The 17,292-nt window shown below is 38.1% G+C and carries 16 protein-coding genes; 9 read left to right on the forward strand and 7 right to left on the reverse strand.

Going from position 1 to position 17,292, the window contains the following annotated elements:
• Positions 1 to 7: 7 nt before the first annotated feature.
• The 3 genes from DSM03_RS09920 to clpB all read right to left on the reverse strand — a co-directional run bounded on the left by DSM03_RS09920 (position 8) and on the right by clpB (position 5,807).
• Entirely contained in the window at positions 8 to 388 is a 381-nt protein-coding gene (locus DSM03_RS09920) for a response regulator (RefSeq protein WP_128760362.1), read from the reverse strand.
• A 486-nt stretch (positions 389 to 874) separates the two neighbouring features.
• Entirely contained in the window at positions 875 to 2,551 is a 1,677-nt protein-coding gene (locus DSM03_RS09925) for an alpha/beta fold hydrolase (protein ID WP_128760363.1), read from the reverse strand.
• A 652-nt stretch (positions 2,552 to 3,203) separates the two neighbouring features.
• Positions 3,204 to 5,807: an ATP-dependent chaperone ClpB gene (clpB, locus tag DSM03_RS09930; RefSeq protein ID WP_128760364.1), complete on the reverse strand. Its 2,604-nt coding sequence runs from the start codon at positions 5,805 to 5,807 to the stop codon at positions 3,204 to 3,206.
• Positions 5,808 to 6,043: 236 nt separating this feature from the next.
• On the opposite strand from clpB, the gene ytxJ reads away from it, so the two are divergent.
• Positions 6,044 to 6,436 carry a bacillithiol system redox-active protein YtxJ gene (gene ytxJ / locus DSM03_RS09935; protein ID WP_128760714.1) on the forward strand — a complete coding sequence of 131 codons (393 nt, stop codon included), beginning with the start codon at positions 6,044 to 6,046 and terminating at the stop codon, positions 6,434 to 6,436.
• A gap of 189 nt (positions 6,437 to 6,625) precedes the next feature.
• Here ytxJ and DSM03_RS09940 read toward each other — a convergent pair whose 3' ends face one another.
• Complete coding sequence (locus DSM03_RS09940) at positions 6,626 to 9,073, reverse strand: TonB-dependent receptor (protein WP_128760365.1); 2,448 nt, start codon at positions 9,071 to 9,073, stop codon at positions 6,626 to 6,628.
• A 405-nt stretch (positions 9,074 to 9,478) separates the two neighbouring features.
• Here DSM03_RS09940 and DSM03_RS09945 point away from each other — a divergent pair, with 405 nt between their 5' ends.
• A complete protein-coding gene (locus DSM03_RS09945; RefSeq protein WP_128760366.1) occupies positions 9,479 to 9,844 on the forward strand; it encodes a CoA-binding protein in 366 nt (121 codons plus the stop codon).
• On the opposite strand, the gene DSM03_RS09950 is transcribed toward DSM03_RS09945, so the two are convergent.
• Complete coding sequence (locus tag DSM03_RS09950) at positions 9,815 to 11,260, reverse strand: sodium:solute symporter (protein WP_128760367.1); 1,446 nt, start codon at positions 11,258 to 11,260, stop codon at positions 9,815 to 9,817. The two genes, DSM03_RS09945 and DSM03_RS09950, sit on opposite strands and share 30 nt — an antisense overlap.
• A gap of 290 nt (positions 11,261 to 11,550) precedes the next feature.
• Between DSM03_RS09950 and DSM03_RS09955 the strand changes: the two genes are divergently transcribed.
• The 4 genes from DSM03_RS09955 to DSM03_RS09970 are packed head-to-tail and all read left to right on the forward strand — an operon-like array spanning position 11,551 to position 13,596.
• Positions 11,551 to 11,781: a hypothetical protein gene (locus DSM03_RS09955; protein WP_128760368.1), complete on the forward strand. Its 231-nt coding sequence runs from the start codon at positions 11,551 to 11,553 to the stop codon at positions 11,779 to 11,781.
• Positions 11,782 to 12,354, forward strand: a complete 573-nt coding sequence (locus DSM03_RS09960) for a phosphatase PAP2 family protein (protein WP_128760369.1) — start codon at positions 11,782 to 11,784, stop codon at positions 12,352 to 12,354.
• Between the two features lies 1 nt (position 12,355).
• Positions 12,356 to 13,300, forward strand: a complete 945-nt coding sequence (locus DSM03_RS09965) for an NAD-dependent epimerase/dehydratase family protein (protein WP_128760370.1) — start codon at positions 12,356 to 12,358, stop codon at positions 13,298 to 13,300.
• Between the two features lie 26 nt (positions 13,301 to 13,326).
• Positions 13,327 to 13,596, forward strand: a complete 270-nt coding sequence (locus DSM03_RS09970) for a hypothetical protein (protein ID WP_128760371.1) — start codon at positions 13,327 to 13,329, stop codon at positions 13,594 to 13,596.
• A 5-nt stretch (positions 13,597 to 13,601) separates the two neighbouring features.
• On the opposite strand, the gene meaB is transcribed toward DSM03_RS09970, so the two are convergent.
• Positions 13,602 to 14,642 carry a methylmalonyl Co-A mutase-associated GTPase MeaB gene (gene meaB / locus DSM03_RS09975; RefSeq protein ID WP_128760372.1) on the reverse strand — a complete coding sequence of 347 codons (1,041 nt, stop codon included), beginning with the start codon at positions 14,640 to 14,642 and terminating at the stop codon, positions 13,602 to 13,604.
• A gap of 261 nt (positions 14,643 to 14,903) precedes the next feature.
• Here meaB and DSM03_RS09980 point away from each other — a divergent pair, with 261 nt between their 5' ends.
• Complete coding sequence (locus DSM03_RS09980; RefSeq protein WP_128760373.1) at positions 14,904 to 15,329, forward strand: organic hydroperoxide resistance protein; 426 nt, start codon at positions 14,904 to 14,906, stop codon at positions 15,327 to 15,329.
• A gap of 48 nt (positions 15,330 to 15,377) precedes the next feature.
• Here DSM03_RS09980 and DSM03_RS09985 read toward each other — a convergent pair whose 3' ends face one another.
• Entirely contained in the window at positions 15,378 to 16,028 is a 651-nt protein-coding gene (locus DSM03_RS09985) for a hypothetical protein (RefSeq protein WP_128760374.1), read from the reverse strand.
• A gap of 189 nt (positions 16,029 to 16,217) precedes the next feature.
• Between DSM03_RS09985 and DSM03_RS09990 the strand changes: the two genes are divergently transcribed.
• Positions 16,218 to 16,709, forward strand: a complete 492-nt coding sequence (locus DSM03_RS09990; RefSeq protein WP_128760715.1) for an RNA polymerase sigma factor — start codon at positions 16,218 to 16,220, stop codon at positions 16,707 to 16,709.
• Positions 16,693 to 17,292 (forward strand): hypothetical protein, encoded by a 600-nt coding sequence (locus DSM03_RS09995; RefSeq protein WP_128760375.1) that lies wholly within the window; start codon positions 16,693 to 16,695, stop codon positions 17,290 to 17,292. The genes DSM03_RS09990 and DSM03_RS09995 overlap by 17 nt, the downstream gene beginning before the upstream one ends.

Here is a 17,292-nt window from a genome sequence, read left to right on the forward strand (position 1 = left end):
TTTTAAATTAAATAGCTACTAATATTTTTTTTAATGTCTCTGGTTCAAGGGGTTTATTTAAAAAACCTGAAACAGGATACTGAGTTGATTTTTTAATATCACACTTGTCGATTGAACTTGTAACTATATAAATAGGCATATCATTTAAGTTTACAGTTGAAGTGATCAGAGAATCTAAAAGGTCCCATCCATTTTTAGTAGGCATATTTATATCTAAAAGTAAAATGTCTGGCAGTTGCTTATTTTTAAGTAAATAGTTCAAACCTTCTACGGAATCTTGAATATTCCTGATGTTATGAAATCCAATACTTCTTAATAATTTGGTGATCATTAAATGATATATAGGGTCATCGTCTATAATTAATATTTTTAAATCTTGATTTAGCATAATTCAGATTTAAAAAATACATTTTTAGTGCTTAAAGTTTTGTTTAAGGGCTTGGAGATAAGCATTATATATGTAGAATTTGTTAGTTAAATGCGTGTTTTGAAATCAAAAATTTCAGGATTTATTCAAGAACTGAGTATTTAATATTTGGAGAATTTGATCTCAGTTTTTAAGTGAATAAGATTTTAAGGCTTTCGGTTTTTTATTGTGGGTTTAATCAACATATTATGTGAAATGGTCTATGATCAAAATGATTAAAATGCGGTTTTAATTTGAATTGTTTATTCATTGAATTTTGTTTGTTTAAATCTGTGTGCAAAAGTATTAATAGAGCTACACTAGCGTATGTCACATAAACGCCAAATGATATAATATTTACGACAAAATAAAATTGAGTATTTAGGTGTTGTAATTTTTCCGACATTGGGGGACTACGAATGATTTCTTTTATTACTAATTTGATTTATAAAGGTGATTCAGTGTTTTTTAGAATTGATTACATTTTTGTTGTAAAGTAGAAGGAGTTAACCCAAATTCTCTCTTAAAAGATTTTGAGAAGTAAGAAGGATTTGAAAATCCGGTTTGATATGCGATCTCTGAAATTTTATGTTCATTTTGCAGAAGGAGTTCTTTAGCGCGGTGCAACCGTACCGATGAGATAAGTTGGTTAGGAGACTTATTTGTAGTGGCTTTAAGTTTGCGTTGTAATTGCCTTTCGCTCATGCCTATTTGCTTGCACAAAAGCTCAACACCAAGGTAATAATCCTCTAGATGGTTATCAATGATTTTGAGTACATCTTCCAAGAACGAATCATTAGATGGTAATGTGATGGGAATGGGATTCACAATTTCATTTTTCAGACTCAGCTCATCTTTAATAGCAAATAATGATTCGCCTTCACCTATAGTAGGATCTAATATGATCTTACTCTGTTTCTTAAAACTCAGACCTACTCCAGATAAAAGATGTTTTACAGTTTGGGTGACTAAAATTTGATTGGGCAAAGCCACATTAAGTATTTTTTCTATTAGCTTTCTAGTCTCGCTGTTGATGAAATGGGATTCATTTACGGAACATTCTTTAATGTGTACGCTAATAACAATTTCTGCACCAAATCGTTGTGCCGTTTCAATAAGACCTAAACCACAATTAACTGCTCTGCTGGGTCCCTCAAAAACAGCTACAAAAAAAGCATCCTCCTTAAGTAAGATTGTACCGCGGTGGTGATTTACATATTCAGAAAGCTGTGCGAGTTCATTATCACTGGGTCTTTGTTCTGAGATGATCTTTACAGCTCCTATTGTATAGAGCTGTTCTTCATAGAGTTGAAGACTTTCTTGCGTTATAAATTCATGAATGTTTTTGAGTACTTGTGATGTGTTCCCTATCCAAAATAGATGATCATCACCCTCAAGTTCTACAAATTTAGCATTAGGGATACGTTCTGCAATAAAACGTCCTTCTTCAATTTTGACATCAATATCGTTAGTACGTTGTAGGATAAGAGTCGGTACCTTGATAGATCCCAAAATATTAATGATATCCACTTCGGTATTCATTTTGGTAAGTACAAGTGCTGCACTAGGACTTGCTCCAGACCTAAAGTAGTTTGCAAGCCAATTCATAAACACCGTGTTCTTAGACATAGATGGAGCGAGAGTTGCAAGATCTTTTTCTGCACTGCCCCAGTTATTCTCAATCATGTCATACAGCTTTTGACGCTCTTCATCAGAAGGGGCCCACGGGTAGTCTGGTGCATACCGGCGTTTAGCAAAAATACCAAAAGTTATGAGTGAAATAACACGGTTAGGGTAGGTGGCTGCAAATAATGCAGAAGCAGATCCACCTTCAGAATGACCAAAAAGAACAGCTTTTTTGCATCCTACAGCATCCATTACCGCACGTATATCGTCCATACGCTCTTCTAGGGTAGAAATTTCGGTAATCCGATCAGAAAGACCTGTCCCTCGCTTATCAAATAAGATGACTCTGGTGATTTTACCTAGTTCTGCAAAGAAATAAACCAACTCCGGGCAGTCCCACATGAGGTCAATATTAGAAACCCATCCAGGTATGTATACCAGATCTATTGATCCAGATCCAAAAGACTGATAGGCAATATTAAGACAACCACTCTTAGTATATCGCGTTTTAGGCTTCATGAAATTGGGGAAATTATATTTTATAAATAAAAATTTGGGTAGTTTATTCTTACTAATTAAATGTTAAAATATTGTTTAATTAGGAATAGTAATATTTATAACTGTAAATATAAATTTTAATTTTGAATTGTGTTTACCTGTAAGTGTCCGTTTGATGAGTATTTAAGTTTTTTTTGATTCTTTATAAGTTGTGATATAAATAATAAAGTTGTTTTTTAATTTTTAAATCGCAATACTAATTATGTATTTTAACTTATTATTTTGCATTACAACGTTATATTCAGAAATGTTTTCTAGATTTTAAAAAAAAAATCATACGTGTTCTAAAAACTATAAAATCAATCTATTGTTGAATTTTGGTCTCTTCTGTAAGGATTAAATCCTCATTTTGATGAAATAACTACTGTTTGAAATTTTACTCACAATTACTTTAAACCTATAAATACGGTTTATAATCGATAAGTTTATAGTGTTGTCCGACACCATTAATCGGGATGTAAAATGAGTATTTATAATATGCTAATGAGATAATTAGTTGAGATAAGTGGGGCAACTTTATAATAGGTGTTGAAGCAAGAGAACATCTAAAAATACAAAAAAAGCGACCACCTATTTAGTGATCGCTTCTAAGTTATTAGACAACCAGAGCTCTTCAGTCGTTATTGACCAGATCGTTTTGATTGCGGAACACGAGTTCGTCATCAAAGGCATCCAGTAAAATGATACTGTCTGTAGTTACCTTACCACTCAGGATTTCTTTAGAAAGCTGGTTGAGCACTTCTTTCTGAATCGTACGTTTTACCGGGCGAGCCCCAAACTCTGGCTGAAAGCCTTTGTCTGCGAGATAGGCAATAGCTTCAGAGGTAGCATCTAAGGTGATGCCTTGTTTGCCCAGCATTTTAGTCACGCCTTTGAGTTGTAAACCAACAACATTCTTGATGTCTTTTCGCGTAAGCGGTGTAAACATCACAATATCGTCAATACGGTTTATGAACTCAGGCCGTATAGTCTGTTTCAGCATTCCCAGCACTTCTATTTTAGCACCTTCCATCGCAGTCTCAGGATCTTTGATGCTCTCAAATTTCTCCTGTATGATATGACTACCCATATTAGACGTCATAATGATGATGGTATTCTTAAAGTCGGCTAAGCGGCCTTTGTTATCCGTAAGTCGACCTTCGTCCAGCACTTGCAGTAAAATATTAAACGTGTCTGGATGTGCTTTTTCGATCTCGTCGAGCAAGATCACACTGTACGGCTTGCGACGTACGGCTTCTGTCAATTGTCCACCTTCATCATAACCTACATATCCCGGAGGCGCACCTACCAGACGACTTACGCTGTGACGCTCCTGATATTCACTCATATCAATACGGGTCAGGTTGTTTTCGTCATCAAACAGATATTCCGCCAGTGCTTTTGCAAGTTCGGTTTTACCCACACCGGTGGTCCCGAGGAATAAGAACGAACCAATAGGTCGTTTTTGATCCTGCAGGCCGGCACGGCTTCTGCGTACCGCATCACTCACTGCGACAATCGCTTCCTGTTGCCCAACCACACGTTTGTGGAGTTCGGTTTCAAGATACAGAAGTTTCTCGCGCTCGCTTTGCAGCATTTTGGTCACCGGTATTCCAGTCCATTTTGCGACAACTTCTGCAATATCTTCACTGGTTACTTCTTCCTTGATCAAGGTATTCTCCCCCTGACCGGCCAAAGCTACCTGCAATTTCTCAAGTTCTTCCTGAGCTTGTTTGATCTTGCCGTAGCGTAATTCTGCTACCAGACCGTAGTTTCCTTCACGCTCCGCACGCTCCGCTTCGAGCTTATAGTTTTCAATATCCTGCTTTGCATTCTGAATATTGTCTACCACATCTTTTTCACTTTTCCACTTCGCATTGATCTCGTTACGCTCTTCTTTTAAGTTCGCCAGATCTGCGTGGAGTGACTTGAGTTTACTTTCATCTTTTTCACGCTTAATCGCCTCGATCTCGATCTCTAGTTGCATGATCTTTCGGTCTAAAACATCGAGTTCTTCGGGTTTAGAGTTGATTTCCATGCGCATTTTAGAAGCTGCTTCATCCATCAGGTCAATCGCCTTATCGGGTAAAAAACGGTTGGTGATGTAGCGTTGCGAAAGCTCCACAGCCGCAATGATCGCATTATCTTTAATTCGCACTTTATGATGGGTCTCGTATTTTTCTTTGATACCACGTAAAATGGAAATCGCAGATTCAGTATCCGGTTCAAAAACATTTACTTTCTGAAAACGACGTTCTAAGGCCTTGTCCTGCTCAAAGTATTTTTGATACTCGTCTAGGGTCGTTGCACCTATTGCGCGTAATTCACCACGGGCTAAAGCAGGTTTTAAGATGTTTGCGGCATCCATTGCGCCCTGACCGCCGCCAGCACCCACAAGGGTATGGATCTCGTCAATAAATAAGACGATGTCTCCTGCTGCAGTGGTCACTTCTTTGATCACCCCTTTTAAACGCTCTTCAAATTCGCCTTTGTATTTCGCACCGGCGATCAACGCACCCATATCTAGCGCCCAGATCTGTTTTTCCTGAAGGTTTTCAGGTACATCTCCGTCAACGATACGGTGGGCAAGACCTTCTGCAATTGCAGTTTTACCGGTACCGGGTTCTCCTACGAGAATCGGGTTATTCTTGGTACGACGCGATAGAATCTGAAGGATTCGGCGTATTTCTTCGTCACGGCCAATAACCGGATCCAGCTTTCCGTCACGGGCCAGCTGATTGAGGTTTTTAGCGTATTTGCTTAATGAATTGTACGTTTCTTCTGCACTTTGCGAGGTAACGCGGTCGCCTTTACGCAATTCTTCAATCGCTGCTTTGAGATGCTTTTCGGTAACGCCCTGATCTTTTAAGATCTGACCTATTTTAGAACTCGATTTAAAAATCGCGAGTATGAGGTGTTCTAACGAAACATACTCATCATTCATTTTTTTGGCGATGTTACCCGCTTCGGTAACCGTTTTACTCGCTTCTCGAGACAGCATAATATCGCCGCCGCTTACTTTAGGAAAGCTGGTAAGCGTGCTTTCTAAAATCTGTTTGAGCAGATTGATATTCACATCCAGTTTCTGTAACAGAAACGGAGTAACATTTTCATCAACTTCAAGAATGGCCTTAAAAATATGCTCATTCTCAATTTGCTGATGGCCATACCCCTGAGCAAGCGACTGGGCCTGCTGTATGGCTTCTTGTGATTTGATCGTAAAATTATTAAAGTTCATCGTGTTTATATGTTTATACCTCTTGAGAGGATCGTTGTATTGTTTTCGGGTAAGCAATGGCAACTACTATACCAGTGTACTTAACCGACTTTTCGTCAGTCAAGGAGCTTGATTTCACTGTCTTTTTGTCGGTTATTTTGTTTGGATATCCTTAGTACAAAAGCCCACTTGGTTTCCTTAAATTTACGCCGGCCTTCAACTAATGGGCGTTAATGAAATTTAAAAGTTTACGATCAATGGGATTTTTTGACAAGTTTAAAAGTGCGAGGGATATCGCAAAAGAAGAGATAAAAGAAATGAACTGGATTCAGCTAGAGCGTGAGCAACAGTTGGATGAGATCGTTGAAGTTTCTAATGCCGTGCCGGTTTTAATTTTTAAACACAGTACCACCTGTGGAATCAGTAAAATGGCTTTGCGTAGTTTTGAGCATGCGTATGATTATGATAAGAAGGAGATAGAACCTTATTTCTTAGACTTAAAAGCACATCGTGATATAAGCAGTGCAATATCAGAAAAATTTAATGTACAACATGAGAGTCCGCAAATTTTACTTATCAAAAATGGAACAGCAGTGTACCATACTTCTCACGGAGCTATTGATGCAGAAAGCCTGCGTTCTAAACTCTAGAAATGCACAGTGTATATAAATGCAAAAACCCGAAGCAAGCGCTTCGGGTTTTTTATACCTATTAAATGGTTATTTATACAAAGACGGCTAAATCTAATAAACAATAACCGTAGTTTTTAACAGGTTGGTTGGTAATATTGTCAAATATGGTGAAAAAAATGATAATATAATAATTTATTTAAAATTTTGTTAAAACATTCCGCTATCGTCTTTTACATTGTCTTCCCGGCTTTTACGTTTTTTCGCACGGAACTTACTATCGCCAAAACGGTAGTTAAATCCTACATAAAACGTATTGCTTTCCCAGTTAAATTGTCCCTGTAGTGTGTAAGGATTGGTAGCTGTAAAGCGTGCTTTCATCGTATTGAAGATGTCGTTGTAATTTAGACTTACTGTTCCTTTACCTTCAAAAATGGAGTAGCGGGCGCCTATGTTTGTCATAAACATCGACTTGTTTGAGAACTGTATGCCTTTTCCGGGACCTCTAAACATTGCAAAAGCAGTAAATGTCAATTGTTTTGTTGCTGTAAAGTTGTTGATCATACGTATGTTATACATCGTATTTTCGATCTCTTTAGTGTTCTGTGTGATGTCTGCAGTTGTTGGGTTTTCAATATTAGGATCTAAAGATTCTGTGATACCCATTTGTGTTTGATTAAACAAATCAAAACTAGCATTAATACTCCACCATTCTAACGGCTTGTAATTGCTGCTTACCTCAAAACCATATGCAGTCGTAGCATCAAAATTGTCATTGGTCAACACCATCCGATCCAGATTAAAACGGTCTACATATACTGCCTGATTGATCAGGTCGTCTATAATTCGGTAGAAAACGCCGGCTGTAATGCTTCCTTTTTCAAAAGAACGAGTATAGTTTGCTTCAATGGAGTTGGTAAACTGCGGTCTCAGGTTTACGTTACCATATTCGGTAACCAGAGGAGAACTCCATTCTCTAATCGGATTTACTTGACCAACTCCGGGACGGTCTATACGACGGCTGTAACTTACCTGATATTGATTTTTTTCCGAAGGATTAAAGGTCACATAAGCCGAAGGATATAACTCAAAATAGTCATTAGTAAATGCTCTTACGCTATTGGTATCTGCGGCAACGTTTACCTGCTCTGCGCGCACGCCTGCCTGATAAGACCATTTTTTATAACTTTTACCATAGGTCACATAAGCCGAATAAATATCTCTGCTGTAATCAAACTGTGTGTTAGGAGTAGGGATGAGGTTTCCGCTGGAGTTGAATGATTGCCCCGTACTGCTGTAACCAATATCTGTATTGAACAAGATCGCCTGAAGTCCCAATTCTAACTTTTCACTATCAGATAACGGATTTACATAATCTAGATTTAGAGTCGTTCGGTCTCTTTTAGTATTTACAAAATCTTCATAGTCAGAAAGCTGAGTGGCTCCTGTAAAATCAAAATAAGTGTCTTCATCAGCATCAAAAGTGTTGTAGTCTGCCTCAAACTCAATATTGTGACCTTCTTTTTCAAAATCAAGTTTATAGTCAAAGTTATACTGTTGAGAATAATTGTCCATATCCGCTCCAAAATCCTGAAGCAAATTACGCGTAGCATCATCTTCATACACAATGTTGATGGTTCCGCCCGGCTCGCCTTTAAAGCTGTTTTGAGAAGTAAATACCGAAATTGTGTTTTTGTCATTTAAATACACATCCAGTCCCACTTTTAATAGATGTGAGTTTTGATCATTTAGCATATCAAAAAACTGAGTAGAATTATCACCTTCGCGAAAAATAGTACCATAATTAGCGCGCTTTGCGATGGTATTACTGTAATTAGAATATAGGTTGAATTTACCGTTGCGGTAGTTTAGGTTTAAACCGCTGTTGAATTGTGGATTCTTCTCGTAAGCTAATCCGGCACTCACGTCTCCGTTAAAACCTATGTTCACATTTTTGTGCAATACAATGTTGATGATCCCGCTCATTCCATCAGGATTGTATTTGGCCGAAGGATTGGTGATCAATTCTATTTTTTTGATCGAATTAGAAGGCAATTGCTTCAATAATTGGTCTGGTGGAATGTTAGATAATTTACCATCAACCATAACCTGTACATTACTGTTTCCGCGCAGGGTAAGTGCTCCGGATTGCTGATCAAGATTTACAGAGGGAATGTTATTCATAATATCTGCAGCAGAAGCTCCTGCAGTAGTAAGATCTTTTCCCACATTAATAACCTTGCGGTCAATTTTTTGCTCAATGGTAGTGCGTTCTGCAACAATATTTACCGCGTCTAGTTCTGCTGCAACCGGACTCAAATTGAGTTTGCCCATATCGTGCTCTCGGTGCTGACGGTCAATTTTTAAGTCACGTTCAAAAGCTTCATAGCCTATAAACTGAACTTTTAGCGTGTAGATCCCTTCCGGTATTTTTTTGATTTCAAATACGCCATCATCGTTGGTGATTCCACCAGTAAGCGTTTCACCATTTGATTTACTAATGACGATAGTGGCATAAGGAATGGGCTGATTGAGGTCTGCGTCTATGACAACTCCCGTTACAGAACCGGTGACCACATCTGTAGGTTTGGGCTGTGCAAAAAGCAACGTTGTACATAGAATAAAAAGTAGGCTGAATAGCCCTTGGTTAGATTTCATAACTGTTCGATTTTGATAGATGATTTAACATAATACTTTGTAATGCATATTAGCAGAAACAAAGTATCCCGTGATTAGCGGTTTATTAAAAGACGAACATGTGCTAAATCTGTTACAGTAAAATTTACATTTATTTGATAATCTAAATTTTATATATCCTAATATATTGAATTTAAAGGGTTTGTGAAGGAAGTGAAATTTAAAGTTGCGTATAAAAGTACTTGGTTATAAAATAAAGAAAACCCGGGACCGCTAAATCCCGGGTTTTCAAGCCTGAACGTTAGAAATTAACACTAACCATCAAAACTAATTTTAAACGATTCAAACTTGGAAGTCGACTTCTATTACATAGACCATTTAAAAAAAGATATTGTTACACCTGCCGTAATCATTTAACTTTGATTTATGAAAGCAAAAAAAACGCTGGTTCTGGGTGCCTCCTTAAAACCCATTCGTTATTCTTATATGGCGATCAATCGTTTGGTACAAAAGGAACAGCCTGTAGTTGCAATAGGCTTGCGAGAAGGTACCGTTACGGGGATAACCATTCAAACCGGAAAACCTGATCTGAAAGGTATAGATACGGTGACATTGTACCTCAATGCGCAGCGTCAAGAAGAATATTACGAGTATCTGTTAGGGCTTAAGCCCAAACGGGTGATTTTTAATCCCGGTACTGAAAACCCGGAATTTTATAAAATTTTGGAAACTGCAGGGATTGAAGCCGAGTCTGCCTGTACTTTAGTGCTTTTGAGTACGAATAGCTACTAGGCCCAAAAAGGTTAGTAATCCGTTGAGGATTAAAATAAAGAAACCAAATTCAAAATTGAGATACTGCATACTCAGATCGCTGATTATATAGCCTAATATAGGACTGGCTATTGCGGCTAGTGGAACCCATTTATCTTTTACATTCCATTTTGTAAAAAGACCGAAAGCGTACAACCCTAATAATGGGCCATACGTATAACCTGCAAAAACAAAAAGTTTTGCGATCACGCTTTCATCTGCTATTAAATATTTAAATCCAATAATTACCAGCACCAGAATTACTGAAGCAGCGATGTGAATCTTTTTTCTGATGGCTACCTGCCTGGTCTGATCGTATTTCTTTTCGATACCTAAAATATCTATACTGAAAGAAGTGGTAAGCGAGGTGAGCGCACTATCTGCACTAGAATATGCAGCAGCAATAAGCCCCAGAATAAAACAAATAGCAATCCCAAAGCCAAGTCCGCTTTTTGTTGCTATAAAAGGGAAAAGATCATCTTTAGAAGCTTCAATCCCATTCTTTTGTGCATAAACGGTAAGCAGCACACCCAGAGCAAGAAAAACAAAGTTTACTACCGTAAGAACAAGTGTAAACCAGAACATGTTTTTCTGAGCATCTTTCAGGCTTCGGCAGGTGAGGTTTTTTTGCATCATATCCTGATCAAGACCAGTCATTACAATTGCAATAAAAGCTCCACTAATAAACTGCTTAAAAAAGAAATCCTGACTCTTCCAGTCGTCAAAAAAGAACATTTGACTCCTATTGCTTTCGGCAATAAAATCGAATATAGACCCGGCATTTAATCCTAAATCTGCAGAGACAAAATAGATTGCTACTCCTAGCGCTGTCAGCATAAATAAGGTTTGCAGGGTGTCTGTCCATACAATGGTTTTAATTCCGCTTTTAAAGGTGTACAACCAGATGAGTAAAATCGTGATGGTAACCGTAACCCAAAATGGGACGCCCATACTGTCAAAAACCAACAATTGCAACACATTAGCCACGAGATATAGCCTAAAACTTGCACCAACTACCCTACTCAATAAAAAGAAGGAAGCGCCGGTTTTATAGGATGCAGTACCAAAACGACCTTCTAAATACGTATAGATAGAGGTTAAGTTGAGTCTGTAATACAGCGGCAGCAATACTAAACTGATCACTGCATAACCCACTGTATATCCCAGGACCACCTGAAAATAGCTAAATTGAGAGGCTTCTACCCAACCCGGAACTGAAATAAACGTAACACCTGAAAGCGAAGCGCCAATCATTCCGAAAGCGACTAAATACCACGGCGATTGTTTACTTGCTTTAAAAAAGTCTTCGTTAGATCCTCCTTTACCGGTAAAATAAGAAACCAGCATTAAGGTGATAAAGTAGCCTGCAATGAGTAGCAAAATGGTTGTGGGCTGCATAAAACGTAAAAAAATAGGATTTGTAAAACTGTGGACGAAGATAAGATATAAAACTTCATCTTATTTATTTGTGATCAAGTGAGGCAACGCTGTATGATATTCATAGAATTTTTGCTTGAGATGTAGACTGATCAGTTCGTATTAAAATCTTGATTATTGGGTGAATTCTGTAAACTAAACTTACCTTTGCAGTCCCATTTCTGATTCGTGTTTTTTATCAGCAATGGAAACGACAACAGCAATTGAATACTTCGCTGGTCTGGCGATTATTTAACAATAACAATTTAACTATGGAACTTCCTAAGTTTATACTGGGCGATAATACAGATTATCCCGAATCTATTTTTGTTTTACACACCGATTTTCCACGATTTATAATCGATTTGAAAACCGATGATGTAGAGTGGTTTGAAGATTTTGATAAAAATGATGAGGATGAACTCGCAACAGAAGCAGAAGGATTAATTCAGGCAGCAACAGATTTTTACGACAGGGAGGTTGCACGCTACGAAGAAGAGTAGATGAACGTGTTGAAGCAACTGGACTACGAACTGTTTCTTTACCTCAATAATCTGGGGACAGAGACTTGGGATCCGTTTTGGCTTTTTCTTACCGATAAATGGTCGAGTATCCCGCTTTATGCAGTTTTATTGTTCTTGATTTTTAAACGTTTTGGTCTTAAAGGAACACTCCTCACTTTAGTAACAGTCGCTTTATTGATAACAGCTACAGATCAACTTGCTAATGTTTTTAAGCATGGTTTTGAGCGTTTGCGTCCCTGCCGTCAAGAAGGCATTATGGAGCAAGCGCGCTTTATAGCAGTTCGTTGTGGGAGTTTTGGGTATTTTTCGGCACACGCTGCAAGCTCAATGGCTTTAGCTGTTTTTGTAGGTTTATTACTTAAGGCAAAATACAAATGGATCTTCCCGGTATTGTTGTTTTGGGCAATTTTAGTTGGATACAGTCGTATTTATGTGGGAGTGCATTATCCCGGAGATGTTCTAACGGGGGTGTTGATCGGTGCGCTCATCGGCTGGTTGATGCAACTGTTGCATCGTTTTAGCTACGCTAAATTTTTAAAAGAAACGTATTAGTATGAAAGCATTAGTAACCGGTGCAGCCGGTTTTATAGGTTCGCATTGTGCCGAACGTTTAAAAAAAATGGATTTTGAAGTAGTGGGAATAGACAACTTCTCACCTTATTACAGTCCGGATTTAAAGGATCGAAATGCCAAGGATCTTAAGGAAGCAGGAATCCCAATTGTGATGGTAGATCTGCGGGAGCCTAAAGATTATAAAAAACTGGATACTGATTTTGATTACATCTTTCACTTTGCAGCACAACCCGGTATAGCAGCGACTTCTAGTTTTGAAGATTACCTGATGAATAACCTGGTAGCGACCAAGAATCTGATAGATTTTGCATTAAAATGTGAAGGATTAAAGCTGTTTACTAATATATCTACTTCTTCTATATATGGTTTACGTGCAACCTTAACTGAAGATGCAGCACCCGAGCCAGCTTCTTTTTATGGTGTTACCAAGCTTGCTGCTGAGCAAATCGTATTGTCTAAAACACGGGAGCAAAAGATGAAAACCTGTTCGTTGCGTTTATTTTCAGTTTACGGTCCACGAGAGCGGCCTGAGAAATTGTATACCAAGTTGATAGGCTGTGGTTTTTTTCATCAGGAATTTCCTCTATTTGAAGGAAGTGAAGCGCACGTGCGCAGTTTTACCTTTGTAGATGATATTATAGACGGCGTGGTAAGTGTGATTGGTAAAGAAGATGCCATTGATGGCGAAGTGATCAATCTGGGGACAGAGCAGGAGCACACTACTGCGGAAGGTTTTGCAATTGTTGAAGAATTATTAGATACAAAGATCCGTAAAGATATTGTACCTAAACGTGGCGGAGACCAGATGTTTACCAAAGCCAATATTGAGAAAGCCCGCCGTTTGCTGAATTACAATCCGTCTACTACATTGAAGGAAGGTTTAGAAAAGCAGATTGCCTGGTACCGTAAAGAATTTGTAGACTAGTTCTGAAATTAAAGAGGTTAGTACGTATGAGATTGAGTGAGAAAGACCGGAAGTTCATAAAAGATTGGCAAGTAAAACGCGCGTCTAAAGTATCCTTTTTCTTAGGTGTAATTCTCCAGATCGTACTGCTGACCGTGACTTATAAATTAGTTCTCACTTTTATCTTTAAGGAAATTTTTGATCTGTATATATTTTTAGAATTTGCGATCTTTGGATTGGTTTTAGGACTGGTAATGGCATTTTTAAAATATCGTATGAATGAAAAACGGTATAAAAGATTGAAGTCCGGCAAATAATAATTTCATTTAGCTTTTTTCAACAATTCCTGCGCAGCCTGAAAAGCGGTAATTTTACCGGCATTTAAATCATTTAGAAGTTTCTGTAATTGATCCTGAACTTCGGTGTTTGCATAAAAGTCATCTTTTAACGCATTTTCAATACTAGTCTGTAACCAGTATTTATTCTGATTTTTTCGATTTTCATTGAAGAACTGATTCGCTTTAACAGTGCTGAGGTATTCTTCAATAAGCTCCCAGATGCTTTCAATGCCTTGATTTTCGAGAGCGCTACATAAAGCAACCTGCGGTTGCCAACTACTCTCTTTTGCCGGAAACAGATGCAAGGCTTTGGCAAATGCCGTTTTAGCTTTTTTAGCAGCAGCTAGATTTTCTCCATCTGCTTTGTTGATGATAAGCGCATCTGCCATTTCTACGATTCCGCGTTTGATGCCTTGTAATTCATCACCCGCTCCGGCTAATTTCAGCAGTAAAAAGAAATCAGTCATATTGTGAACTGCCGTTTCGCTCTGACCTACACCTACGGTTTCGATAAAAATAACCTCATAACCGGCTGCTTCACAAAGTATGATGGCTTCCCGGGTTTTGCGGGCTACACCGCCCAGAGAATCTCCCGCAGCAGAAGGTCTGACAAAAGCATTTGGGTTTGTAGCGAGTTGTTCCATGCGGGTTTTATCGCCAAGGATACTTCCGTGAGTGATTGAGCTGCTAGGATCTATTGCTAAGACCGCAAGCTTTTTCCCGGTGTTGATGCAATGCGTGCCCAGTGCTTCGATAAACGTACTTTTACCCACGCCGGGAACACCTGTAATCCCTATGCGTACTGAATTACCGGAAAGGGGTAGACAACCCTTTAAAACCTCTTGTGCTACTTGCTGATGCTTAACAGCAGTACTTTCAATAAGGGTTATTGCCTGACTCAAAGCTGTGGTGTTTCCGCAGCTTATTTTTTGGATAAGATCTTCAGCCTGAAGGGCCTTTTTGCGTGTGGCAATTATTTTTTTTGCAGATGCGGAATAGATATGTTCAGGTTTTTTAGGTTTCAAGTTTGATGTATTTTATGCAGTATAAAGGTAGGAGAAATTTGAAATACGAAGTATTGAAGGCAAAGTACAAATTGTAAATTATAAGAAGTTTCCGGTTATAAGTTAATGAAGCTAGGAGCGAAGTGAAAATAGAAGTCAATCAACAAAACCTAAACATTAGAACTCTAAAAACCGACTTTTGGGAAATCTTTAAGAATATCGTGTTGATTCCTCAAAGCAGTATTGGTATCTTCAACTATTAATTCATGAAAAATTCTAGATATGAAAGCTTTATATAAAGCGAAGGCTACCGCAACCGGTGGTCGCGACAGCAGTGTTTCATCAGACGACGGAACTTTAGACTTTAATTTATCTGTGCCTAAAGGACTTGGTGGTGCAGGAGGAGAAGGTACTAATCCTGAGCAGCTTTTTGCGGCTGGTTATTCTGCTTGTTTTGGAAGTGCACTAGCACACGTAGCACGCGGGAAAAAAGTAGATCTTGGTGATTATACTGTGACTGCAACTGTAAAAATTGGGAAAAACGAAGAGGAGATGTTTCAATTAGCGGTTGTGTTAGATTGCTACCTGCCTATGGTAGATGTAGAAGAGGGCGAAGAGCTTGTGAATGAAGCTCATGAAGTTTGCCCATATTCTCGTGCTACGATGGATAATATTGATGTGACTTTAAACTTGCTTTTAGACGAGTAGTTTAAGTACATTCCTAAAATTAAAAACCCGCTCAAAAAGCGGGTTTTTTTATGGGCTATAATTTTTAGGCATTGGAGGTGGAGGTGGAGGCGGAGGCATGAAATTTGTTCCCATGTAAAGATAGCAAGGGAGGTGTATTTTTTGTGATTCTTCAATTCGAGTAATCGTTTGAATAATTTTAATGAGTGTCTCTTTAAAGTTTGTTATAGAAACATCTTCTGTATAAGTAATAGTGATAACTAGTTTATTTTGCTGATCAGACTTATTGTAATCATATTCTTTAGAGATTAAATCCAGTAAATACTCATCTAGTTCAGATAACTCATGGCTGACTTCGTTATATTCTAAAATAAGATCATTTTCAATATTTATAAAAGTGGTACGGAAGTTACACCCAAAATTTCTACGTTCAGGACATTCTGTGAAGCTTTTTACATTATAGTCTGTATTTCTTTCTTTAAAACTTATTAGATTGGACTTGCTATTACAGGCTTTCTGCTGTGCAACCTTTAGATATTGAGCAAAAGTTGTAAAATCAGCCAAATCAGTTATAGAATCAGATGAAAATTGGCTGATTTGTTCTTTATTTGGAAAAAATAAAGTTTGAACTTCTGGTAAAGTGTCAACAGCTTCGGTTGGGTTTTCACAAGAATACAAACTTAAAAGCAGTATTAAAATCAGAAAATAAAGTCCTTTCATTCCATTCTATTTTCGATTTCAGAATCAAATAACCTGCCACTCATAGTTTATCTAAATTATTTAATTACAATTTTGCAACGCAGACGAAATCAGTTCGTCTTTATAAAAGGAATTAGCAACTAACCAAATACCATTTTGCAAATTACCGAAATACTTGAACGATGTAAGCAAAACGACCGGCGGGCGCAGATGCAGCTGTATAACAAATACAGCGAAGGCATGTACTACGTGGCGTTTCGGTTTTTGAAGAACTCGTTTGAAGCTGAAGAAGCTATGCAAGAAGGCTTTGTAAAGGCTTTTACCAAGATGCATCAGTACAATGGTGAAGTAACCTTTGGAGCTTGGTTAAAACGTATCGTGATCAATAAAAGTATCGATATGCTGAAGGCCAAAAAACTAGAACTGGTTGCCATCAACGAACAAGTATTAGGTACTGTAGATGAGTATAATGACTGGTCTGTAGATGATGGGATTACGCTAGATCAGATCAAAGAAGCTATTGAAGAATTGCCAGAACGGTATCGCTATGCTGTGATGCTTTTCTTAATAGAAGGCTATGACCATCAGGAAATATCAGAAATATTAGAAATAACCGAGGTAGCTTCGCGTACGCTGGTTCACCGCGGAAAGAAAAAATTGCAGGAAAAATTAAAAACAAAATATCATGGCACAGGATATTAGAGAACTGTTTAAGAATGATTTAAGCATTCCATCTGAAGGGCTTAAGAGAGGTCATGAAGCGCGGTTTAATGCGCGGCTTGATGCTAACTTTGGCACACAACAAAAAGCAAAGGCAGAAGGTTATCTCTGGATGAAAATCGCTGCAGTACTTGTTGTACTCATTGCAGTAACAGGCTTATTGCTTAAAAACCCGTTGTCTGGTACTACCCAAGAACCAGAACAAGTAGAAGCTAATTCTGTAGCAGCTACAGAAACCACTAAGGTTCAACTGAGTGATTTTTCACCAGAATACAAGCAGATTGAAGATCGCTATTTAGCGAGTATTCATATGGAACTGGCCCAACTCAACGTAACGGAAGACAACAAAGCAATTGTAGATGCCTTTATGGGGCAGCTAGAAGAATTGAACCAAGAATACGATCGTCTCAACGCAGATTTAGTAGAGACCGGAGTAAATGATCAGAACATACAGGCTTTAATAGATAACCTGCAGTTCCGTCTGGATCTTTTGACCAAATTGAAAGAAAAATTAAACGAATTACAAGAATCTCAATCTAGTGAGATTCAAACCAACACCCTATAA

This window comes from Leeuwenhoekiella aestuarii (assembly GCF_004104055.1).
GTDB classification, from domain to species: Bacteria; Bacteroidota; Bacteroidia; order Flavobacteriales; family Flavobacteriaceae; genus Leeuwenhoekiella; species Leeuwenhoekiella aestuarii.

Excerpts from the sequence above, each read along its gene's own strand:
- DSM03_RS09940 (WP_128760365.1), bottom strand. The coding sequence starts at position 9,073 with ATGAAATCTAACCAAGGGCTATTCAGCCTACTTTTTATTCTATGTACA.
- DSM03_RS09960 (WP_128760369.1), top strand. The coding sequence starts at position 11,782 with ATGAACGTGTTGAAGCAACTGGACTACGAACTGTTTCTTTACCTCAAT.
- DSM03_RS09995 (WP_128760375.1), top strand. The coding sequence starts at position 16,693 with ATGGCACAGGATATTAGAGAACTGTTTAAGAATGATTTAAGCATTCCA.
- DSM03_RS09950 (WP_128760367.1), bottom strand. The coding sequence starts at position 11,260 with ATGCAGCCCACAACCATTTTGCTACTCATTGCAGGCTACTTTATCACC.
- DSM03_RS09925 (WP_128760363.1), bottom strand. The coding sequence starts at position 2,551 with ATGAAGCCTAAAACGCGATATACTAAGAGTGGTTGTCTTAATATTGCC.
- clpB (WP_128760364.1), bottom strand. The coding sequence starts at position 5,807 with ATGAACTTTAATAATTTTACGATCAAATCACAAGAAGCCATACAGCAG.
- ytxJ (WP_128760714.1), top strand. The coding sequence starts at position 6,044 with ATGGGATTTTTTGACAAGTTTAAAAGTGCGAGGGATATCGCAAAAGAA.
- DSM03_RS09965 (WP_128760370.1), top strand. The coding sequence starts at position 12,356 with ATGAAAGCATTAGTAACCGGTGCAGCCGGTTTTATAGGTTCGCATTGT.
- DSM03_RS09920 (WP_128760362.1), bottom strand. The coding sequence starts at position 388 with ATGCTAAATCAAGATTTAAAAATATTAATTATAGACGATGACCCTATA.
- DSM03_RS09970 (WP_128760371.1), top strand. The coding sequence starts at position 13,327 with ATGAGATTGAGTGAGAAAGACCGGAAGTTCATAAAAGATTGGCAAGTA.
- DSM03_RS09955 (WP_128760368.1), top strand. The coding sequence starts at position 11,551 with ATGGAACTTCCTAAGTTTATACTGGGCGATAATACAGATTATCCCGAA.
- DSM03_RS09990 (WP_128760715.1), top strand. The coding sequence starts at position 16,218 with ATGCAGCTGTATAACAAATACAGCGAAGGCATGTACTACGTGGCGTTT.
- DSM03_RS09985 (WP_128760374.1), bottom strand. The coding sequence starts at position 16,028 with ATGAAAGGACTTTATTTTCTGATTTTAATACTGCTTTTAAGTTTGTAT.
- DSM03_RS09980 (WP_128760373.1), top strand. The coding sequence starts at position 14,904 with ATGAAAGCTTTATATAAAGCGAAGGCTACCGCAACCGGTGGTCGCGAC.
- DSM03_RS09945 (WP_128760366.1), top strand. The coding sequence starts at position 9,479 with ATGAAAGCAAAAAAAACGCTGGTTCTGGGTGCCTCCTTAAAACCCATT.